This window comes from Myxococcus dinghuensis (genome assembly GCF_024198235.1).
GTDB lineage: Bacteria > Myxococcota > Myxococcia > Myxococcales > Myxococcaceae > Myxococcus > Myxococcus dinghuensis.
The window spans coordinates 95,479-112,521 of record NZ_JAKCFB010000028.1 but is presented as its reverse complement, the minus strand read 5'-3'; the positions used below and the strand labels follow the sequence as shown (position 1 = coordinate 112,521).

Here is a 17,043-nt window from a genome sequence, read left to right as displayed (position 1 = left end):
CGCGTCCTCGCGCCGCGACGAGTCACTCGCCTTCTTGGAAGCGAAGACTCGAACACGGACCGGACAGGCGGAGGTCGCCCGAGCCGACAGAGAGCGGACAGACGGCCGGCGGCACCATGGACAACCTCCAGGGCTCGCGGCGTAGTCTGCGCGACCACGATGCCGCTCGTCCCCCTCGCCGCGGCTCGGGAAGCCGCGCTCGAGGCGATTGTTCCCGCGGCTCCCGAGTCCCTTCCATTGCTCGACGCCCACGGCCGCTTCCTCGCCGTGGACGTGAGGGCGTCGCGCTCGCTGCCCGGCTGCGACAACTCCGCGATGGACGGCTGGGCGGTGCGCGCCGAGGAGACCCGCGGCGCCAACCGCGACCGACCGACCCGCCTGCGCGTCGTCGACACCGTCTACGCCGGCAGCCTCCCTTCCCGCGCCCTGGCGCCGGGCGAGGCCGCCCGCGTCTTCACCGGCGCTCCCATCCCCACCGGCGCCGACGCCGTCGTCCGCCAGGAGGCCGCGCGCGCGGCCGACGACGGGCGGCACGTGGACCTCTTCATCGGCGTCGAGCCCGGCCACGACATCCGCCGCGCCGGAGAAGAGGTCCTCGCCGGCGCGCCCCTGTTCACCGCGGGACAGCGCGTGAGCGCCTCCGTGCTCGGCGTGCTCGCGTCGCTGGGCGAGACGACGGCCCGCGTGCGGCCCGCGCCGCGCGTGGCGGTGCTCGCCACCGGCGACGAGCTGGTCGCGCCGGGACGACCCGCCCAGCCACACCAGGTCTACGAGAGCAACCTCATGCTGGTGGCGGCGCTCGCGCGCGAGGCCGGCGCGGACGTGCGCCACCTGACGCGCGCGCGTGACGACGCCGAGGCCCTGCGCGAAGCGGTGCGCCAACTCTCACCCGAAGTTGACGTGCTCGTCACCACGGGCGGTGCCTCCGTGGGTGACAAGGACCTCGTGAAGCAGGTGCTCACCACGCTGGGCGCGCGGTTCTTCGTGGACGGCGTGGCACTCAAGCCGGGAAAGCCCGTCGCCGTGGCCAGGTTGGCAGACACAGCCATCGTCGTGCTGCCCGGCAACCCGGGCGCGGCGAGCGTCGCCTTCGACCAGTTCGCGCGCCCGCTGCTGCTCAAGCACCAGGGGGTCCTCGAGACGCGCCGCCGCGTGCGCGCGCGCCTGTCCGAGCCCCGCCACAAGCAGGCGGGCCTGACGTACCTCATTACCACCACGCTGGAGCCCGGCGACGACGGCGTGGTCGCGCGGCTGCGTCCCCAGGGCGCCGGGCAGATCCTCCAGAACGTGCACGGCGAGGGCTGGGCCCTCCTCCCTCCCGGCCGCGCCGACTTCGCCCAGGGCGACTGGGTGGACGTCGAGCTGTTCGACCGGCCCCGCCACGACGCGGTGGAGGCTCGCGCATGAGCCCCGTCCCCGCGTTCTCCATCATCGGCTGGTCCGGCGCCGGGAAGACGACGCTGCTCTCCCGCCTCGTCGCGGAGCTGACCTCGCGCGGGGTGCGCGTCGCGGCGGTGAAGCACTCGTCGGATCCCCACCCGCTCCACCGCCCCGGCAGCGACACCGCCCGCTTCCAGCAGGCCGGCGCCGCCCCCACCGGCTTCTCCACCCCCGACGGCACCCAGCTCACCTACACCCGCGACGCCCTGCCCGCGCTGCTCTCCCGGCTCGCGGGCACCGTGGACCTGGTCCTCGTCGAGGGCTGGAAGGACGGGCCCCTCCCCAAGCTCGAGGTCTGGCGCGAGGGCCTGGGTCCGCCCCTCGCCCCCACCCGCCCGGACGTGCTCGCCGTCGTCACCGACGCACCCGCACTCCCGGCAGAATTCGCGCAAGCAGCGCAATCCCTGCGCAAGCTCCCTTCCGGGGACGTCCCCGCGGTGGCGGACTTCGTGCTCGCCCTGTCGCGCCCGCGTCCCCCCGCACCCGCCGACACGCGGGGTGTGGGCACGCGCGGGGTCCGCCGCTGGGACGGGGACACGCTCGGGCCCGAACAGGAGGACGCGCTCGCCGTCGAGGAGCCGTTGGAGATCCGCGTCAGCGGTGAGCCCCTGGCCATCACCATGCGGACCCCCGGCCACGACCGCGAGCTGGCGGTGGGCTTCCTCCTGGCCGAGGGCCTCATCCAGCGCGCGGACGACCTGGGCGGGCTCGCCCACTGCGGGCGCCCCGGCGAGGAAGGCTGGGGCAATGTGATGGAGGTAACCCCAGCCCCAGGGGTCATCCTCGACCTGGAACGCCTGAGCGCCACGAGGCGGGGCACGCTCACCACCTCCGCGTGTGGCGTCTGCGGGCGACGCACCGTGGACGACCTGCTCGCCGTCCGGCGGCCGCTGCCACCCGGGCCGGTGCTGTCCGCGCGCGCCGTGGCCCGCGCCACCGAGCGGCTGCGCGACGCACAGCGCGCCTTCGCGCGGACCGGAGGCACCCACGCCGCCGCCGCGCTCGACGCCCGGGGCGAGGTGCTGGCCGCCTTCGAGGACGTGGGCCGCCACAACGCCGTGGACAAGGTGGTGGGGGCGCTCGAGCTCGCCCGCGCGCGCGCCACCGGGTCCGGCCTGACGCGTCAGGCCGTGGTGCTCGCCGTCAGCGGACGCGTCAGCTTCGAAATCGTCCAGAAGGCCGTCGCCGCCAGAATCCCAGTCGTTGCGGGGGTTTCCGCGGCCAGCACGCTCGCGGTCGACCTGGCCCTGCGTTCCAATCTGACGCTCGCCACGTTCGTCCGCGCCGGCCGCTTCAACGTCCATGCGGGCTCCGAGCGCCTCGCGCGAACGCAACCCCTTGAAACTCCAGCCTCGGCCCCGGATGAATCCGCGCCTCCGGGGACCGCCGTAGACCTCGGGTCAGACCGGCACCGTAGATGCAATGCTGTCGCGGCCTCGGATTTCCAGGACGGGAAGTATGGGGACTTCACGTGATGTTCGCTGGAACTCCGAGAGATGGGACGTCAGTTCGATGATCGCAAGATTTCACAGCATGTCCCGTCTTACTCAGCGTGCGGGGGTTGCAACGCACCGCACAACCGTGGCAAAAAGCAGTTCTTTCCGACTTGAAGATTTGCAGCCTCAACGGCATCCTCTGTCGAAACTGAACACTTGGGTTGGCAGAGGGGGGTGGACACGATGAGCAGCGCAAGTTCTGGTGCGGCGGTCGGGGCTCCTGGGTCGACATCTGCTCAGGGGAGTGGGGTGTTGGCGGAGGAGATGGTGTCGGCGCCCAAGCTGGCGCCCGGGTTCGCGGCGAAGCTGAACCTGTCGGTAGACCTGGTCCTGATGAGCGTGGTGCTGACGGCGTCGGCCTGGCTGGACGGGCTGCTGACGGCGTCGCCGGGCTGGCTGCTGCCGGCGCTCGTCGCCACGTCGCTGGTGGTGTGGATCATCACCGGCACCGCGCTGTGTCTGTATGACTCGCGCTTCGCGGAGCGCAGCAAGCTGGACCACGTGGCGCTCGTGTCGGTCACGACGCTGGCGGTGGTGACGGTGCTGGCGGTGGTGGACCTGGTCCTGCCGGACGCGCTGAAGGTGCCGAGCGTGGCGCCGCTGCTCATCCTGTTCTGGCCGGTGGCGCTGCTGCTGCGGCTGTTCGTGTTCCGTCCGGTGGCCTCGCAGGAGCGCCCCACGGACGCGGTGCTCATCGTCGGCACGGGGGCCATGGGCCGTTATTCGGGCGAGGACCTGGCCCGCAAGGGCCGCCGGCAGCTGCTGGGCTACGTGCGCTTCCACGACGACACGGGCTCCATCGGCGAGCTGCCCGCGAAGGTGCTGGGCACGGTGGACGACCTGGAGCACATCCTGCGCAACACCGCGGTGGACGAGGTCTACATCGCCGGCAACACGCTCAAGCAGGGCGAGGCGATGCAGGCGTCCATCAAGCTGGCGGAGCGCTTCGGCGTGCCCTTCGCGCTGCCGGCGCACACCTTCCGCCTGGACCGCGCGCGCCCGGTGGACACCCGCGCGGTGTCCGACGGCTTCCTGCACTTCGCCGCGGTGACGCCCAAGCCGCACCAGATGGCGATGAAGCGCCTGTTCGACATCTGCGTGTCCGCGGTGGCGCTGTGGATGCTGCTGCCGCTGCTGGGCACGGTGGCGCTCATCGTGAAGCTCACGTCGAAGGGGCCCATCTTCTTCAAGCAGTACCGCGTGGGCCTCAACGGCAAGCCGTTCTACATGCTGAAGTTCCGCTCCATGGTCGTGAACGCGGAGGAGCTGAAGGAGAAGCTCGCCGCGCTCAACGAGCAGACGGGGCCGGTCTTCAAGATGAAGAACGACCCGCGCATCACCGGCATCGGCCGGTTCATCCGCAAGTTCTCCATCGACGAGCTGCCGCAGTTCATCAACGTGCTGCGCGGGGAGATGAGCATCGTGGGGCCGCGCCCGCCGGTGCCCACGGAGGTGGCCAAGTACGAGACGTGGCAGCGCCGCCGGCTGTCGGTGCGCCCGGGCCTCACCTGCATCTGGCAGGTCTCCGGCCGCAACCAGATCTCCTTCGAGGAGTGGATGTACCTCGACATGCAGTACATCGACCACTGGACGCTCACCAGCGACCTGCGCCTGCTGCTCCAGACGGTGCCGGTGGTCATCACCGGTCGCGGGGCCAGCTAGGCACCCAGGCGGCCTGACACCTTCCTCGGGGGCGGCATTGACGTGCCGCCCCCGCTCGTCTTCTATGCACACGGGCACTCCGGCCGGGGCCGGGCGCCGCTCTCCCTCCCCACCACCGTGACCCACCCGAGCGAATCCACTCAGCAGGACGCCCAGGCGCGCGAGCGCTCCAGCGAGGCGATGGGCGCGGTGCGCAACGGGCTCCAGCTCGGCGGCTCGTTGCTGGTCACGTACGCCATCGCGTTCGGCATCCGGCCGCTGCTGACGCACTACCTGTCGCCGGAGGACTTCGGTCGCTTCAACTGGGCGGACAGCTTCTCCGCCATCTTCTTCATCGCCACCAACCTCGGCCTGGAGATGTACATCCGCAAGGAGGTGTCGCGCCGGCCCGAGCACGCCAGCGACTTCTTCGGCACCTCGCTGCTGCTGCGGTTGGGCCTCACGGTGGTGTTGATGGGCGCGCTGGCGCTCGTCATGGAGTACCGGGGTGACGCGCCCCAGATGCGCCACCTGGTCTACGTCTTCGCGGTGGCGCAGCTGCTCGTGATGACCAACGCGTCCATGGCCGCGCTGCTGCACGCCAAGGGCAAGGTCGCGGGGCTGTCCATCTCCAACGTCGTCACCAAGGTGGTGTGGGGCGGCGGGCTGTTCGCGGTGGGCGTGCTGCGGATGCCGCTGCCGTGGCTCGCGGTGCCGGTGGTCGCGTCGGAGGCCATCAAGTTCGCGGTGAGCTGGTACCTGGCGAAGCAGCACATGGGCCTGGCCTTCCGCGTGGACTTCCCGGCGACGTGGAGGGTGCTCAAGGCGGGCCTGCCCTACTTCCTCACCGCCGCGGCGCTCGCCACCAACGGGCGGCTGGACATCATGATCCTCGGGATGCTCGGCAGCCACGAGGAGGTCGGCTGGTACAGCGCCGCGTGGAGCATCTCCAACGTCACCTTCGCGCTCAACCCGGTGATGGGCTGGGTGCTCCTGCCGCTGATGTCCCGCGCGGCCGCGCGCTCCGAGGACGAGGTGAGCACCATCGCCCGCCGCGCGCTGGAGGGCACGCTCGCCGTCACCGTCCCCATGATGATGCTCATCGTCATGGGCGCGCCGCTCTGGATTGGCCTGCTCGGCAAGGACTACGCGCTCGCGGTCAACCTGCTGCGGCTGCAGTCGCCGCTGTTCGTGCTGGCCTTCGTGACGATGACGTGTGGCTCCTGGCTCACCATGACCAACCGCGAGTGGTGGGTGACGGGCACCAGCATCTTCGGCAGCCTGATGCTCAACCCGCTGCTCAACCTGTACCTGGTGCCGCGGCTGCACGACGCCTACGGCGACGGCGGTGGCGCGGCGGGCACGGCGCTGTCCATGCTGCTCATGGAGGTGGTCATCACCGTGGTGATGCTCGGCCGCATGGGCCGCGCCGCCGTGGACAAGCGCCTGCTGGTCATGATGGCGAAGACGGTGGTGGTCTGCGCGGCGGTGGTGGCGCTGGACCAGACGGTGTTCGCGCCGCTGGCGGCCTGGCCCCGGCTGGGCGTGGAGGCCTTCGTCTACGTCGTCGGCGTGCTGATGCTCGGCGCGGTGCGCCCCGGCGAGGTGCTGGCCGTGGTGAAGCTGGCGCGCCGCCGTGGGAACCCGGAGCCCGAAGCCGCCCCCGTCGCCGTCGCCCCCTCGCCGTAGAGGAAATCGCACGAGCATGTCGTCCACCACGTCCCGCGCCCGCCGCCCCGTCCTCGCCGCCCTGCCCCGCGCGCTCGCCTGCGCCGCGCTGCTCATGGCCTCCGCCTGTGGCGGGCTGGGCAAGTACGTCTGGGTGGACGAGTACCAGGAGAAGCCCCCGCCGCAGGACACCAGCTACCGCATCGCCACGGGGGACCTGCTCAACATCCGCGTGTGGAACCAGGAGTCGCTCACCACGCAGGCGCGCGTGCGCGACGACGGCCGCATCAGCCTGCTCTTCCTGGACGACGTGGAGGCCGCCGGCCACTCCCCGGCCATGCTGTCGCAGCAAATCCAGACGCGGCTGAAGGACTACATCAACCACCCCGTCGTCACCGTGGCGTTGGAGATGGCGCGCCCCATCAAGGTGACCATGGTGGGCGAGGTCAACCGCATCGGCCCGCTGGAAATCGACGTGGGCGCCAGCCTCCTCCAGGCGCTGGCCGGCGCGGGCGGCTTCACCGAGTACGCGCACAACGACCGCATCTTCGTCATGCGCCACGAGGACGGCACGCCGCAGCGCATCCGCTTCCGCTACCAGGACCTCATCCACGCCGAGGGGCGCGCGCCGGGCTTCCGCCTGCGCCCTGGTGACGTGGTGGTGGTGGAGTGAGCGGTGCTGGGGGCGGCGCTCACGTGCCTCGTGCTGGAGACGTCCGGCGCCGCCGTCACGTACAACGTGTCGGTGCGCGTGGACTCGCGCGTGCGCTCCAACGAGGCCGTCACCGAGGACGCCCCCACGCTCGCCGGTGACACGGACTTCACCCCCATCCTCGGCCTGGAGCGCCGCGACGGGAACACCACCCTCCAGCTGGACTACGCGCCGCGCATCAGCCTGCGCGAGCTGACGTCGCAGCCCCGGACGGAAATCCAGCACATCGGCCGCTTCGCCGCGAACTGGCGCCCCCAGCGGGGCCTGTCCTTCCGGCTGGGCGAGGAGCTGGTGCTGGGCCACGTCAACCTGCTCACCACGGACCCGCTGCCCTCGCTCGACCCGACCGACCCCACGGACCCGGACGGCCCGCTGCGCCCGCCGCAGGACGGCGGCCCGCTGCAGCCCCTGCCCCAGACGGACACCGTCTACTTCCTCTCCTCCGCCACCACGCTCACGGCGGAGTCCGGCCTGCTCGGGCGGCGCTGGCAGCTGTCCGGCTCCGCGGGCTTCTCCGTGAGCGGCGGCCTGGACGGCCCGGCGCGCCAGGCGGTGCCGCTGCAGTACGGCCCGCGCTTCGACACGTCCCTCAGCCACGCGCTGTCCTCGCTCAGCGCCATCACCACCTCCGCCGCCGTCACCCACGCGCGCTTCTCCACCGGCGCCAACAACACCGTGGTGACGCTGACGGAGAGCTGGACGCGCCGGGTGAGCCGCCGCACCTCGCTGGAGGCCGGCGCGGGCGCCAGCATCGTCCGCTCGCTCGAGGCCCCCGCCGCCACCCCCGACCCGCAGGCGCCCGAGGACGCGCCGCGCACGGAGCTGCTGCCCAACCTCACCCTCGCGGTGGGTCACCGCGTGCCGTCACGGACGGCGGACTTCGACGGCCGGCTGGGGCTGCGCGTGTCCCCCTTCACGGACCGGCTGACGGGCCGCGTGTATCCCCGCGCGGACCTCACGGCGACGGGCACCTGGGCGCTGGGCCCGCGCGTGCGCCTGTCCACCACCGCGGGCACGGCCTTCGCGGTGGGCGGGGCCGCCGGGGACCGGCTCGTCAACGGCGGCGTGACGGCCTCCTGGATTCTCAACGACTGGATGTCGGTGGATGCCGACACCCGGGGGACGTGGAGCCGCTCGCCCGAGCTGCCGGCGGCCCGGTTCCAATGGGCGGCGGCGCTCGGCCTGTCCTTGCGCCAAACTGGTATCCTCTGAGGACCGAAAGATGGCGAAGCTCATCCTGATGTCCGTCCTCATCCTCACCATCACCCTCCCCGCCATGGCGGCGAGGGATCCGCACCCGATGCGAGGACTGAAGAAGGCCATCCTGTGGGTGATCCTCTTCAACGCGGCATACACCTACGGCGTCATCGTCTGGGTGCCACGGCTCGGGTTCGGCTGAGCGCGACTCTCGAAGAAAGGCTGACGACGGATGGAGCCCCAACTGCACACGGTCCTCCTGGTGGAGGACGCGCCCTTCTTTCGGAAGATGCTGGGCGACTACCTGCGTGCCATGGGTTTCGCGAACGTGGTGGAGCTGCCCAACGGGCAGGCCGCGCTCAAGCACCTGGCGACCGCGGCGCGGCCGGACCTGGTGTGCCTGGACCTGACGCTGCCGGACATCTCCGGTTACGACCTGTGCGAGCACATCCGCCGGACGGCGGGCATGGCGGACGTGCCGGTGCTGGTGGTGAGCGCGCGTGATTTGCCGGAGGACAAGGCGCACGCCGAGGAGGCGGGGGCCAACGGCTACCTGGGCAAGCCCTTCACGCAGGACGAGTTCTCGCGGCGGGTGGAGCAGCTGCTCAAGAACAGCGCGGTGAGGAGCAGGTCGTGACGATGTCGGCCCCCGGGCCTCGTGGCCCGGCCCCAACACCCAGGCCGCAGTTCACGCCGGAGCGGGTGGAGACGAATGCCCCGTCGGACCTCATCGACTGGGGCTTCGCCATCGACGCGGTCTTCTATCTGAAGAACGCGGTGCTCCGGCATTGGTTCCTGGCGTTGGTGGTGATGGGGGTCGTGTCGGGGCTGGCCGCGGGGGTCAGCAAAATCATCCCCCGCAAGTACCACGTCGAGACGCGGATGCTCACGCAGCGCAACTTCATCATCGCCTCGCTGGCGAACCCGGGCCGCTCCATCCCGGTGGACGCGGACCAGCCCACGCGCGCGGCGTGGGAGATGGTGATGAAGAGCGACAACCTCAAGGCCATCATCCGCGACGCGAAGCTGGTGGAGTACTGGGACCTGCAGCGCTCGCCCATCAGCCACCTGAAGGAGAAGCTGCTGCACAAGCCGCCGGCGCCCATGTCGGACGTCGACAAGCGCGACGCGCTCACCGCCATGCTGGAGCAGGCGATGCTCGTCATGGTGGAGGGCGGCACGGGGACGGTGACCATCGGCGTGGACTGGGGCGACCCGCAGCTGGCGCTCAACATCGTCGAGGCGGCGCAGAAGAACTTCCTGGAGATGCGGCAGGCGGCGGAGATGGGCGCGGTGTCGGAGGCCATCACCATCCTCGACAAGCAGGTGACGGAGGAGGGCGAGGGCATCAAGAAGGCCATCGCGGACCTGGACGCGACGGTGAAGCGCGTGGAGGCCAGGCGCAAGCGCGAGGAGGCGCGGCAGGCGGCGAAGAACGGGCGCAACAACGGCGCGGCGGCGGCCAAGAACGCGGCCCTGGGCATCAACACCAACCACCTGCTGGCGCAGATGCGGTTCATGGTGCAGACCAAGCGCCGGGCCATCTCCGACGTGGAGGAGTTCCGCGCGCGGCGGCTGACGGAGCTGCGCAACCAGTTGGCCGAGCAGCGCGTCATCTACTCGCCGCAGCACCCCATGATCACCGACCTGGAGCAGCGCATCGTGGCGCTCCAGGAGGACTCGCCGCAGCTGGTGGCGCTGCGCTCGGAGCTCAACGAGCTCATCAACGAGTACATCCGCAGCGGCGGCGACCCGGGCGAATTGGAGCAGGGCACGACGGGGCCGCTGCTGGGCACAGGCACGCTGGGTGGGCCGGCGACGTCGGACAACCCGGAGGTGTCGGTGGCGGCGGACCGGGTGCGCATGCTGGTGATGCGGCACCAGGAGAAGATGCGACGGCTGGACCAGGCGAAGACGGAGCTGGAGATTTCGCGCGCGTCGATGAAGCACCGCTTCAGCGTGCTGGCGCCGCCGACGTTCCCGGAGAAGCCGTCCAAGCCGAAGGTGCAGCTCATCCTCGCGGCGGGCGTGGTGGGCGGGGTGTTCATGGGCATCTTCGCGGCGGTGGCGCTGGACATCATCCGCCGGCGCATCCTGGAGAAGTGGCAGGTGGAGCGAATCCTGAAGCTCCCGGTGCTGGCGGAGCTGGAGCGGCGCTAGCGCGCGCTCGGGGGAGGCAGTCGTGACGGTGTGGACCTGGGTGGACCTGGCGCTGTGCGTGGTGCTCGTCCCCGTGGCGGTGGCGTGTGGCTACCTGCTGCTCCTGACGCTGCTGTCGTGGCGGCGGGCGGCGCCGGTGCCTCCCGCGCCGACGCGGAAGTTCGACGTGGTGATTCCGGCGCACAACGAGGAGCTGGGCATCGCGCGCACGGTGGCGAACCTCTCCGCGGTGGACTACCCGGGGACGCTGCGGCGCATCCTCGTCATCGCGGACAACTGCTCGGACGCGACGGCGCAGAAGGCGCGCGAGGCGGGCGCCACGGTGCTGGAGCGGCAGGACGCGGAGAAGCGCGGCAAGGGCTATGCGCTCGCGCACGCGTTCGAGTTCAGCCAGAAGGACGGCTTCGCGGACGCGGTGGTGGTGGTGGACGCGGACACGGTGGTGTCGCCCAACCTGCTGCACGCGTACGGGCGGCGGCTGGAGGACGGGGCGCACGCGGTGCAGGCGCACTACGGCGTCATGAACCCCACGGCGTCGTGGCGCACGCGGCTGATGACCATCGCCCTGGGCATGTTCCACAAGGTGCGCTCGCTGGGGCGCGAGGCGCTGGGAGTGTCGTGTGGCCTGCGCGGCAACGGCATGTGCTTCACCCACGCGGTGCTGCGCGAGGTGCCGCACGACGCGTTCAGCGTGGTGGAGGATTTGGAGTACGGCATCCGCCTGGGCCGCAAGGGGCACCGCGTGCACTACGCCTGGGAGGCGGAGGTGCAGGGCGAGATGGTGTCGGCGGAGAAGCAGAGCCGCTCGCAGCGTCAGCGCTGGGAGGGCGGGCGCGCGCAGATGCGCAAGCTGCACGGGTGGCCGCTGCTGAGCGACGCGCTGAAGCAGCGCAGCGGGCTGCTGCTGGACCTGTCGATGGACGTGCTGGTGCCGCCCTTGAGCCAGTTGGTGCTGGCCACGGTGGGAGGCGCGGTGGCGGCGGCGGTGGTGGCGTGGCTGTCCGGGGGCACGGCGGTGGCGGCCAGCGCGATGGCGGGCTTCGGGATGATGTGCCTGGGCGCGTACGTGCTGCGCGGCTGGTGGGTGTCGGGCGTGGGGCCTCGCGGGCTGTTGGACCTGGCGTGGGCGCCCGTCTACGTGGTGTGGAAGGTGTGGCTGATGCTGCGCGGCCCCGGCGCGGAGAAGCGCGGCGAGTGGGTGCGCACCTCCCGCGAGGCCGAGCGGCCGTGACGTGCGGGGCGCCCTGATGCGGCGCCCGGTCGTGATGGAACGGTGACGGAACCGCGAGCCGCGGGTGAGGCTCGCGGCGGGTCGCGCCTCCGAGGCTGGGCATCTCGGCTCGGACGGAGGTGGACCTCGTGAAGACACGCATTCCTGGAGGGATGTTGCTGGCCTGTGGGTTGGTGGCGTCCGGCGCGGGAGCGCAGTCCTCGGACGGCGGCGGCCTGATGGGCACCGTCACCGTGGAGCGCGCCGACAGGCCGCTCGCGGACGTGGCCGTCCGCATCGTCTCGCAGGAACTCTCGGGGGAGCTGCGCGTCTGGACGGACGCGAACGGTCACTTCCATGTCCCGCGCCTGGCGCCCGGCCTGTACACCGTGCACTTCGAGAAGGAGGGCTTCTGGGATTGGGTCCCGGTTCGCGCAGGGGTCCGAGTCCAACTCGGGCGGACCACTCGCGCGGACATGGTGCTGCCTCCCGAGTATGCGTGCACCTGGCTCGACCTCTCGACCGAGGGCCTCGACACGATGTCCACCGCCACGGGCCTCCATGTGGGCCCGGACTTCTTCCGGCGCATCGCGGTCCGGTAGCGGCGCTCGCCGCGAAGCCCTCCGCGGAGAGGACATCCACCCCGTCACGCCCCACGCATCGACCCATCCTCCCGGGTAGGGCTCCCTGCCCGGGAGACGGGATGGAGGCCCGCCCCCCGTCACGGACCTGGACGGGTTCGCCGGAGGCCCCTCCGACACGCACTTGATGTGTGGGATTGACGCGACTGGAGGTTTGGGCGTCTCCTGACTCCAGAAGGCCGTGGTGACAACGCGACACGCAGCAGGGGGACTGCCGTGGACTTCGCTCGCGCCAAGAAGCCAGAGGTGAAGCCGGCGCCACGGACCGACAGGGCGCCCCGGGCGCAACCGGAGGTCGGCGCCACGGACACAGGCGTGCCGCGCTACCTGCGCGGGCTCCAGGGGGCCACGACGCCAGCGCCCGCCGGGCCCTCGGCCCCGGAGGCCGCCACCGACGAGAAGGCTCCGGACGTCCTCCCCCTGTACCTGCGCGGGGCGATGGGACCCGGCGCGGTGCCACCGGTGCAGGCCAAGCTGGCGGTCGCGCCCGCGAAGAGCACCTTGGAGGAGCAGGCGGACCAGGTGGCGCGCACCGCGTCCGCGCCACCCTCCAGCGCCCAGCCATCCACGGCGCCTCCCCGCGCGTCCGCGACCCCCAACCGCCTCACGGGCACCTCTGGCGAGCCGCTGAGTTCCCGGGTCCGCGAGCGCGTCGAGCCAGTCCTCGGGCGCGACCTCGCCGACGTGCGCGTCCATCAGGCATCGGACGACCGCGACGCCGCCGAGAGCATCCGGGCCCGCGCCTTCACCCACAAGGAGCACGTCTTCCTCGGCCGGGGCGAGAGCCCCGAGGACGTGGAGCTGCTCGCCCACGAGATGACCCACGTCGTCCAGCAGACCGAGGGCGACGCGCCCACGGTGCAGCGCAAGCCGGCTGACTACCGCCAACCCGGGGATGGCGCGGGGCCCGCCGCCCGGATGCAGGCGCGCATCGACGAGGAGCTGGGCGACGAGGACGTCCCGTCGGAGCGGCCCGACATCGACCGGGGTGACGTCTCCTCCAAGGGCCGCGTGCTCCAGCCGCAGGCGCGCCCGGACGTGGACAGGGCCGCGCAGGAGCGCCCGGGGGTGCAGGCCGCCGCGGGCGAGGCGGAGCAGACGGTCGACGCACCAGCCCAGGCCGAGGGTGAAGGCAAGGACGGCAAGCGCGAAGGCGGCGAGGCGGGCGGCGGCGAGGCCGCGGTGGGAGACGCGGAGCAGTCCGCGGCGCAGGACGCCTTCGCCACCGCGGCGGCGGCGCCGCAGGTCACCGTCCCCGACGCGGTCTCACCCGTTCCCCAGGTGACGCCCGTCGACGCGGGCGGCAAGCCGCTGACGCCGGTGGACAACGTGGACGCGGCCATCACGGAGATCGCCGAAGCCACCCAGGGCATGCGCGACGAGGGCACGAGCCTGCAGGAGGTCGCATCCACCGAGCGCGCCAACGCGCGCATCCTCGAGGGCAACCTCAACCTGGTCCGCAAGGGGGTGGCGCAGTCGGACCTCGGCGTCGCGACGTCGCAGGGCCACGCCGCGTACCGGCGCGGCGTGCTGGAGCAGGGACGCACCGCGCTGGGCGTGTCGCGCCAGAAGACCGCGTGGGTGGCGGAGCAGGCGCCCCAGCACCAGGGCAAGGCGGACGCGGGCCGCGAGGACTCCGAGGGGATGGCGCAGGAGTCCTCCGAGCTGTCGGCCGAGAGCGAGGCCAACACGCCGGACGACTCCGAGGCCGCCGAGAAGTCCGGCGAGCAGCGCGGCGAAATCGACCGGGCCGGCGGAGACGTCAACAACCTGGACCGCGCCTTCTCCGGCAGCCAGGAGCGGGCGCGCGGGCTGTCCGCCGACGCCGCGCAGGCCACGGGCCTCAACACCCAGGCCGAAGCGAAGCTCACCGAGAGCACCAGCGTCCTCCAGCGCACGGACGAGAAGCTGGGGCAGATGCGCGAGCAGACCGACGGGGCCCGCGCCCAGGTCGAGGCACTCGCCAGCCGGCCCGCGGAGATGGTCGCCCAGGCGGACGAGACCGAGGCCGAGGGGCGCTCCGTCGTCGAGACGTCCGTCGCCGTCGAGGAGCGCCTGCGCGCCGAGCAGGACACCCACCGCGAGAACGCGGCGGCCATCCCGGAGGAGACACCCCTCGAGCGGGCCATGCGCGAGGCGGAGGGCATCGAGGCGCCTCGCGTCGTCACGGCGCCGCCCGCGTCGCCCGTGCCCGCGACGGCCGAAGAGGGCGAGGCGCCGCCCGGCGCGGGCGGAGGACGGGCCGCAGCGGGGGCTCGCGAGCCGGCCCAGGGGGAGGAGGCGCAGGGAGGAGAGGCGCAGGCGGCGGCGCGGCAGGCACAGGACACCGCGGCGCAGGGAGGAGCGTTGCAACCCGTCGCGCCGCAACCGCCCGGCGGAGAGGGCGCGGAGACGGTGGTCCAGCGACAGCCCCAGGCGGGCTACGAGGACCGGTGGGACGTCGACCCGGCGGGGGCCATCGCGGGTCACATCCCGCAGGTGCTCGGCGGCTCGGCGCCGGGCGAGGGCGAGCAGCGGGAGGGCCACGAGGAGCACGAGGCACGGGAGCAGGAGCGGCACAGGACGGAGGTGCTCGAAATCCAGGAGATGGCGGGCAAGCCGTTCGAGCAGACCACGTCCTGGGAGCGCAGGCGCATCGCCCTGCGGATGGCCGGGCGGCACCTGTGGTCGGGGCTCTCCGGCATCCGCTGGCCGGGCTGGGGCACGCTGGCGCTCGGGCTGGTGAACCCGGTGACGCCGCTGCTGGGGGTGGTGTCGGGCTTCGGGATGATCGCCTCGGGGGCGGCGAACCTGGTGAACATCCAGGCCTGGAAGCGCGACCCCATCGGCAACCTGCTCAAGACCGCGGCCGACATCGCGACGGGCCTCACCATCATCCTGGGCTCCATCACCGCGCTGGCGGCCGTCATCGCCGCGCTGTGCACGGCGCTCATCCTGGTCAGCTTCGGGTTCCTGGGGCCCGCGCTGGGCCCAGTGGTCGCCTTCTGCGGCAGCGTCATGGTGACGACGGGGGGCTGGACCATCGCCGTCGGCAAGTGGGCGCTGCTCCTGCAGTTCCTCTGCTTCCTCAAGAACCTGTACGAGGCGGGCGTCGCACGGAACGCCACCGAGCTACAACAGTCTTCGGACCGCATCTCCAGCGACGTCTCGGCCGCGGGCAACGTCGTGCTGCAGATGGGCATGGCGAAGCTGGCCCAGGTCGGCGGCCGAGGGATGCAGCGGAGCATCCTCCGCGCCGGTGGAGGCGCGCGCTGGGGAGGCGGGCTGACCACGCGCTTCGGGACGGCGATCCGGAGCGCGGGGCGGAGTATCGGGCGGGGAGGCAACTTCGCGAGGATGGGCGCGGCCATCCGTCGGGGCCTGCCGCAGGTGCCCGGGGTGATGGGGCGTGGCGTCCGGAGCATCGGCGCGGGGATCCGCAACATGCCGGCGCAGGCGGTGGCGGCCGCTCGGGCACTGCCGGGCGTCATCCGCTCGCCGCTCCAGAGCATGCGGGGTGCGTTCGGCTGGGGGATGTCACGCGGCTATCTCCTGGGCCGCGGTGTGGCGCCCGGCCTCGCGGGGCTGCGCGCGGCGGGGGCGGAGGGCGCGCTGCTCGCCCGACTCGAGGCTGGGGGTGTGAGCGCCTCGGCCGCGCAACATGCCCTCCGGGTGTGGGAGCGTGAGGGCCTCGAGATGCTGCTCGCGGAGGGGCTGTCCGCCACGGAGATCCAGCTCCTCTCCCGAGTCTCCGAAGATGCCCTGCGGCGACTGCTCTTCCGGTACTCCGCGCGGGAACTCGTGGACACCGCGGCGCATGTCGGGCCACGAGGAATCGAGGTCCTGGCACGGCTCGACGAGGCGGTGACGCGGCCCCAGTTGGTCTGGGCGATGCAACTTCCTGCGACGGAAGCCGAGGCGTTGCTGCGTCAGCTCTCCGTGGCGGCGCGTACGGCCATCCTGGACATCTCCGCAACCGAGGCGCGCGACGTGATTGCGACCATCGGCATCGGGCGAGTGAACACCGCACTCGGCCAGGGAAGCGCGGGGGCGATGCGTGGGTCCCACCTGCGCGCCTTGCTCCAGCGGGTCCCGGTGCGCATGGCGGAGGACTTGCTCGACTCGGCGGGGGCCTCCACCGGTCGACTCGCACGCCTGGCGCGAGTCGCGGATGGCCTCGAGCCAGCAGAGGCGCTCCTACCGGGCGCGCCGGTGACCGCCGACACGACCATCCTGGACAGCAACGCGCGCATCGCCATCGACAGCTTGTTGACGCGCTTGAACTCGAAGACGGGGACACCCATCCTCCGATTCGCGGACCTGGACGCCAACTATCGGGACGCCATCAACGCCCTCCGGACCTCTCGGGGTCTCGGGCCTTATGTCGACCCTCCGGGCGGCGCGGCGCCAACCCTCGAATACATCGTCGGGCCCGCCGCGGACCTCCGCCTCTCACCCCTGGCGGGAGCAGAGGCCGTCGGTGGCCAGACACTGTCCGGTCGCCCGTCGCCCTCTCTCTCGAGCATCCAAGGAATCACGCCTGATCGCGCCAACCCCCGTTATCTCGCGGCCCTCGAAGACCTGATCACCGCGAAGATAGGAAAAGGAAAGGGCGGCGTGGACCGCGCGATCATCGCGGACGCGTTGTTCGCCGACACCACACCCGGCGCGATGCCGACCATCATCTCCGTGGACGAGGATCTCGCCGTACCCCTGGCTCGGCAATTCGGAGTGTCTCCCAGGACGTTCTCCCCCCGCTCCGGCGCCGAGTTCGCGGACCAGTTGGTCCAACGCTACCCCGAGGGCTACTTTGTCATCCAAGTCCAGGGCCGGAGCTTGAAGGTCGTCTTCGGCCCTCCAACAGGGCGTCCCCCTGTGCCTGCCAACTAGGAGTCCGTG

12 protein-coding genes are annotated in these 17,043 nt (G+C 71.9%); all 12 read left to right on the top strand.

Annotated features, from left to right (window positions below):
• Nucleotides 1–159: 159 nt before the first annotated feature.
• The gene (locus tag LZ198_RS29680) at nucleotides 160–1,407 is read left to right on the top strand and encodes a molybdopterin molybdotransferase MoeA (RefSeq protein ID WP_253975466.1); all 1,248 of its coding nucleotides are present in this window, start codon (nucleotides 160–162) and stop codon (nucleotides 1,405–1,407) included.
• A complete protein-coding gene (fdhD, locus tag LZ198_RS29675; protein WP_253975465.1) occupies nucleotides 1,404–2,915 on the top strand; it encodes a formate dehydrogenase accessory sulfurtransferase FdhD in 1,512 nt (503 codons plus the stop codon). Before LZ198_RS29680 ends, fdhD begins: the two co-directional genes overlap by 4 nt.
• A gap of 195 nt (nucleotides 2,916–3,110) precedes the next feature.
• Complete coding sequence (gene epsZ / locus LZ198_RS29670) at nucleotides 3,111–4,598, top strand: exopolysaccharide biosynthesis polyisoprenyl-phosphate hexose-1-phosphate transferase EpsZ (RefSeq protein ID WP_253975482.1); 1,488 nt, start codon at nucleotides 3,111–3,113, stop codon at nucleotides 4,596–4,598.
• A gap of 42 nt (nucleotides 4,599–4,640) precedes the next feature.
• The gene (gene wzx, locus LZ198_RS29665) at nucleotides 4,641–6,266 is read left to right on the top strand and encodes an exopolysaccharide biosynthesis flippase (protein ID WP_253975464.1); all 1,626 of its coding nucleotides are present in this window, start codon (nucleotides 4,641–4,643) and stop codon (nucleotides 6,264–6,266) included.
• A 16-nt stretch (nucleotides 6,267–6,282) separates the two neighbouring features.
• On the top strand, nucleotides 6,283–6,918 hold the full coding sequence (gene epsY, locus LZ198_RS29660) for an exopolysaccharide export protein EpsY (protein WP_253975463.1): 636 nt from the start codon (nucleotides 6,283–6,285) through the stop codon (nucleotides 6,916–6,918).
• A 3-nt stretch (nucleotides 6,919–6,921) separates the two neighbouring features.
• Nucleotides 6,922–8,169: an exopolysaccharide export protein EpsX gene (epsX, locus tag LZ198_RS29655; protein ID WP_253975462.1), complete on the top strand. Its 1,248-nt coding sequence runs from the start codon at nucleotides 6,922–6,924 to the stop codon at nucleotides 8,167–8,169.
• Nucleotides 8,170–8,179: 10 nt separating this feature from the next.
• On the top strand, nucleotides 8,180–8,356 hold the full coding sequence (locus LZ198_RS29650; protein ID WP_253975461.1) for a hypothetical protein: 177 nt from the start codon (nucleotides 8,180–8,182) through the stop codon (nucleotides 8,354–8,356).
• Nucleotides 8,357–8,386: 30 nt separating this feature from the next.
• Nucleotides 8,387–8,791: an exopolysaccharide biosynthesis response regulator EpsW gene (epsW, locus tag LZ198_RS29645; RefSeq protein ID WP_253975460.1), complete on the top strand. Its 405-nt coding sequence runs from the start codon at nucleotides 8,387–8,389 to the stop codon at nucleotides 8,789–8,791.
• Between the two features lie 2 nt (nucleotides 8,792–8,793).
• Nucleotides 8,794–10,314, top strand: coding sequence for a PCP family exopolysaccharide biosynthesis protein EpsV (gene epsV, locus LZ198_RS29640; protein WP_253975481.1), 1,521 nt, complete (start codon nucleotides 8,794–8,796; stop codon nucleotides 10,312–10,314).
• A gap of 22 nt (nucleotides 10,315–10,336) precedes the next feature.
• A complete protein-coding gene (gene epsU, locus LZ198_RS29635; protein WP_253975459.1) occupies nucleotides 10,337–11,545 on the top strand; it encodes an exopolysaccharide biosynthesis GT2 family glycosyltransferase EpsU in 1,209 nt (402 codons plus the stop codon).
• Nucleotides 11,546–11,673: 128 nt separating this feature from the next.
• The gene (locus LZ198_RS29630) at nucleotides 11,674–12,126 is read left to right on the top strand and encodes a carboxypeptidase-like regulatory domain-containing protein (protein WP_253975458.1); all 453 of its coding nucleotides are present in this window, start codon (nucleotides 11,674–11,676) and stop codon (nucleotides 12,124–12,126) included.
• Between the two features lie 255 nt (nucleotides 12,127–12,381).
• Nucleotides 12,382–17,034 (top strand): eCIS core domain-containing protein, encoded by a 4,653-nt coding sequence (locus tag LZ198_RS29625; RefSeq protein ID WP_253975457.1) that lies wholly within the window; start codon nucleotides 12,382–12,384, stop codon nucleotides 17,032–17,034.
• Nucleotides 17,035–17,043 lie beyond the last annotated feature (9 nt).

Coding starts and splice junctions, on each gene's coding strand:
- LZ198_RS29680 (WP_253975466.1), top strand. CDS start 160: ATGCCGCTCGTCCCCCTCGCCGCGGCTCGGGAAGCCGCGCTCGAGGCG.
- fdhD (WP_253975465.1), top strand. CDS start 1,404: ATGAGCCCCGTCCCCGCGTTCTCCATCATCGGCTGGTCCGGCGCCGGG.
- epsY (WP_253975463.1), top strand. CDS start 6,283: ATGTCGTCCACCACGTCCCGCGCCCGCCGCCCCGTCCTCGCCGCCCTG.
- LZ198_RS29650 (WP_253975461.1), top strand. CDS start 8,180: ATGGCGAAGCTCATCCTGATGTCCGTCCTCATCCTCACCATCACCCTC.
- epsW (WP_253975460.1), top strand. CDS start 8,387: ATGGAGCCCCAACTGCACACGGTCCTCCTGGTGGAGGACGCGCCCTTC.
- epsV (WP_253975481.1), top strand. CDS start 8,794: ATGTCGGCCCCCGGGCCTCGTGGCCCGGCCCCAACACCCAGGCCGCAG.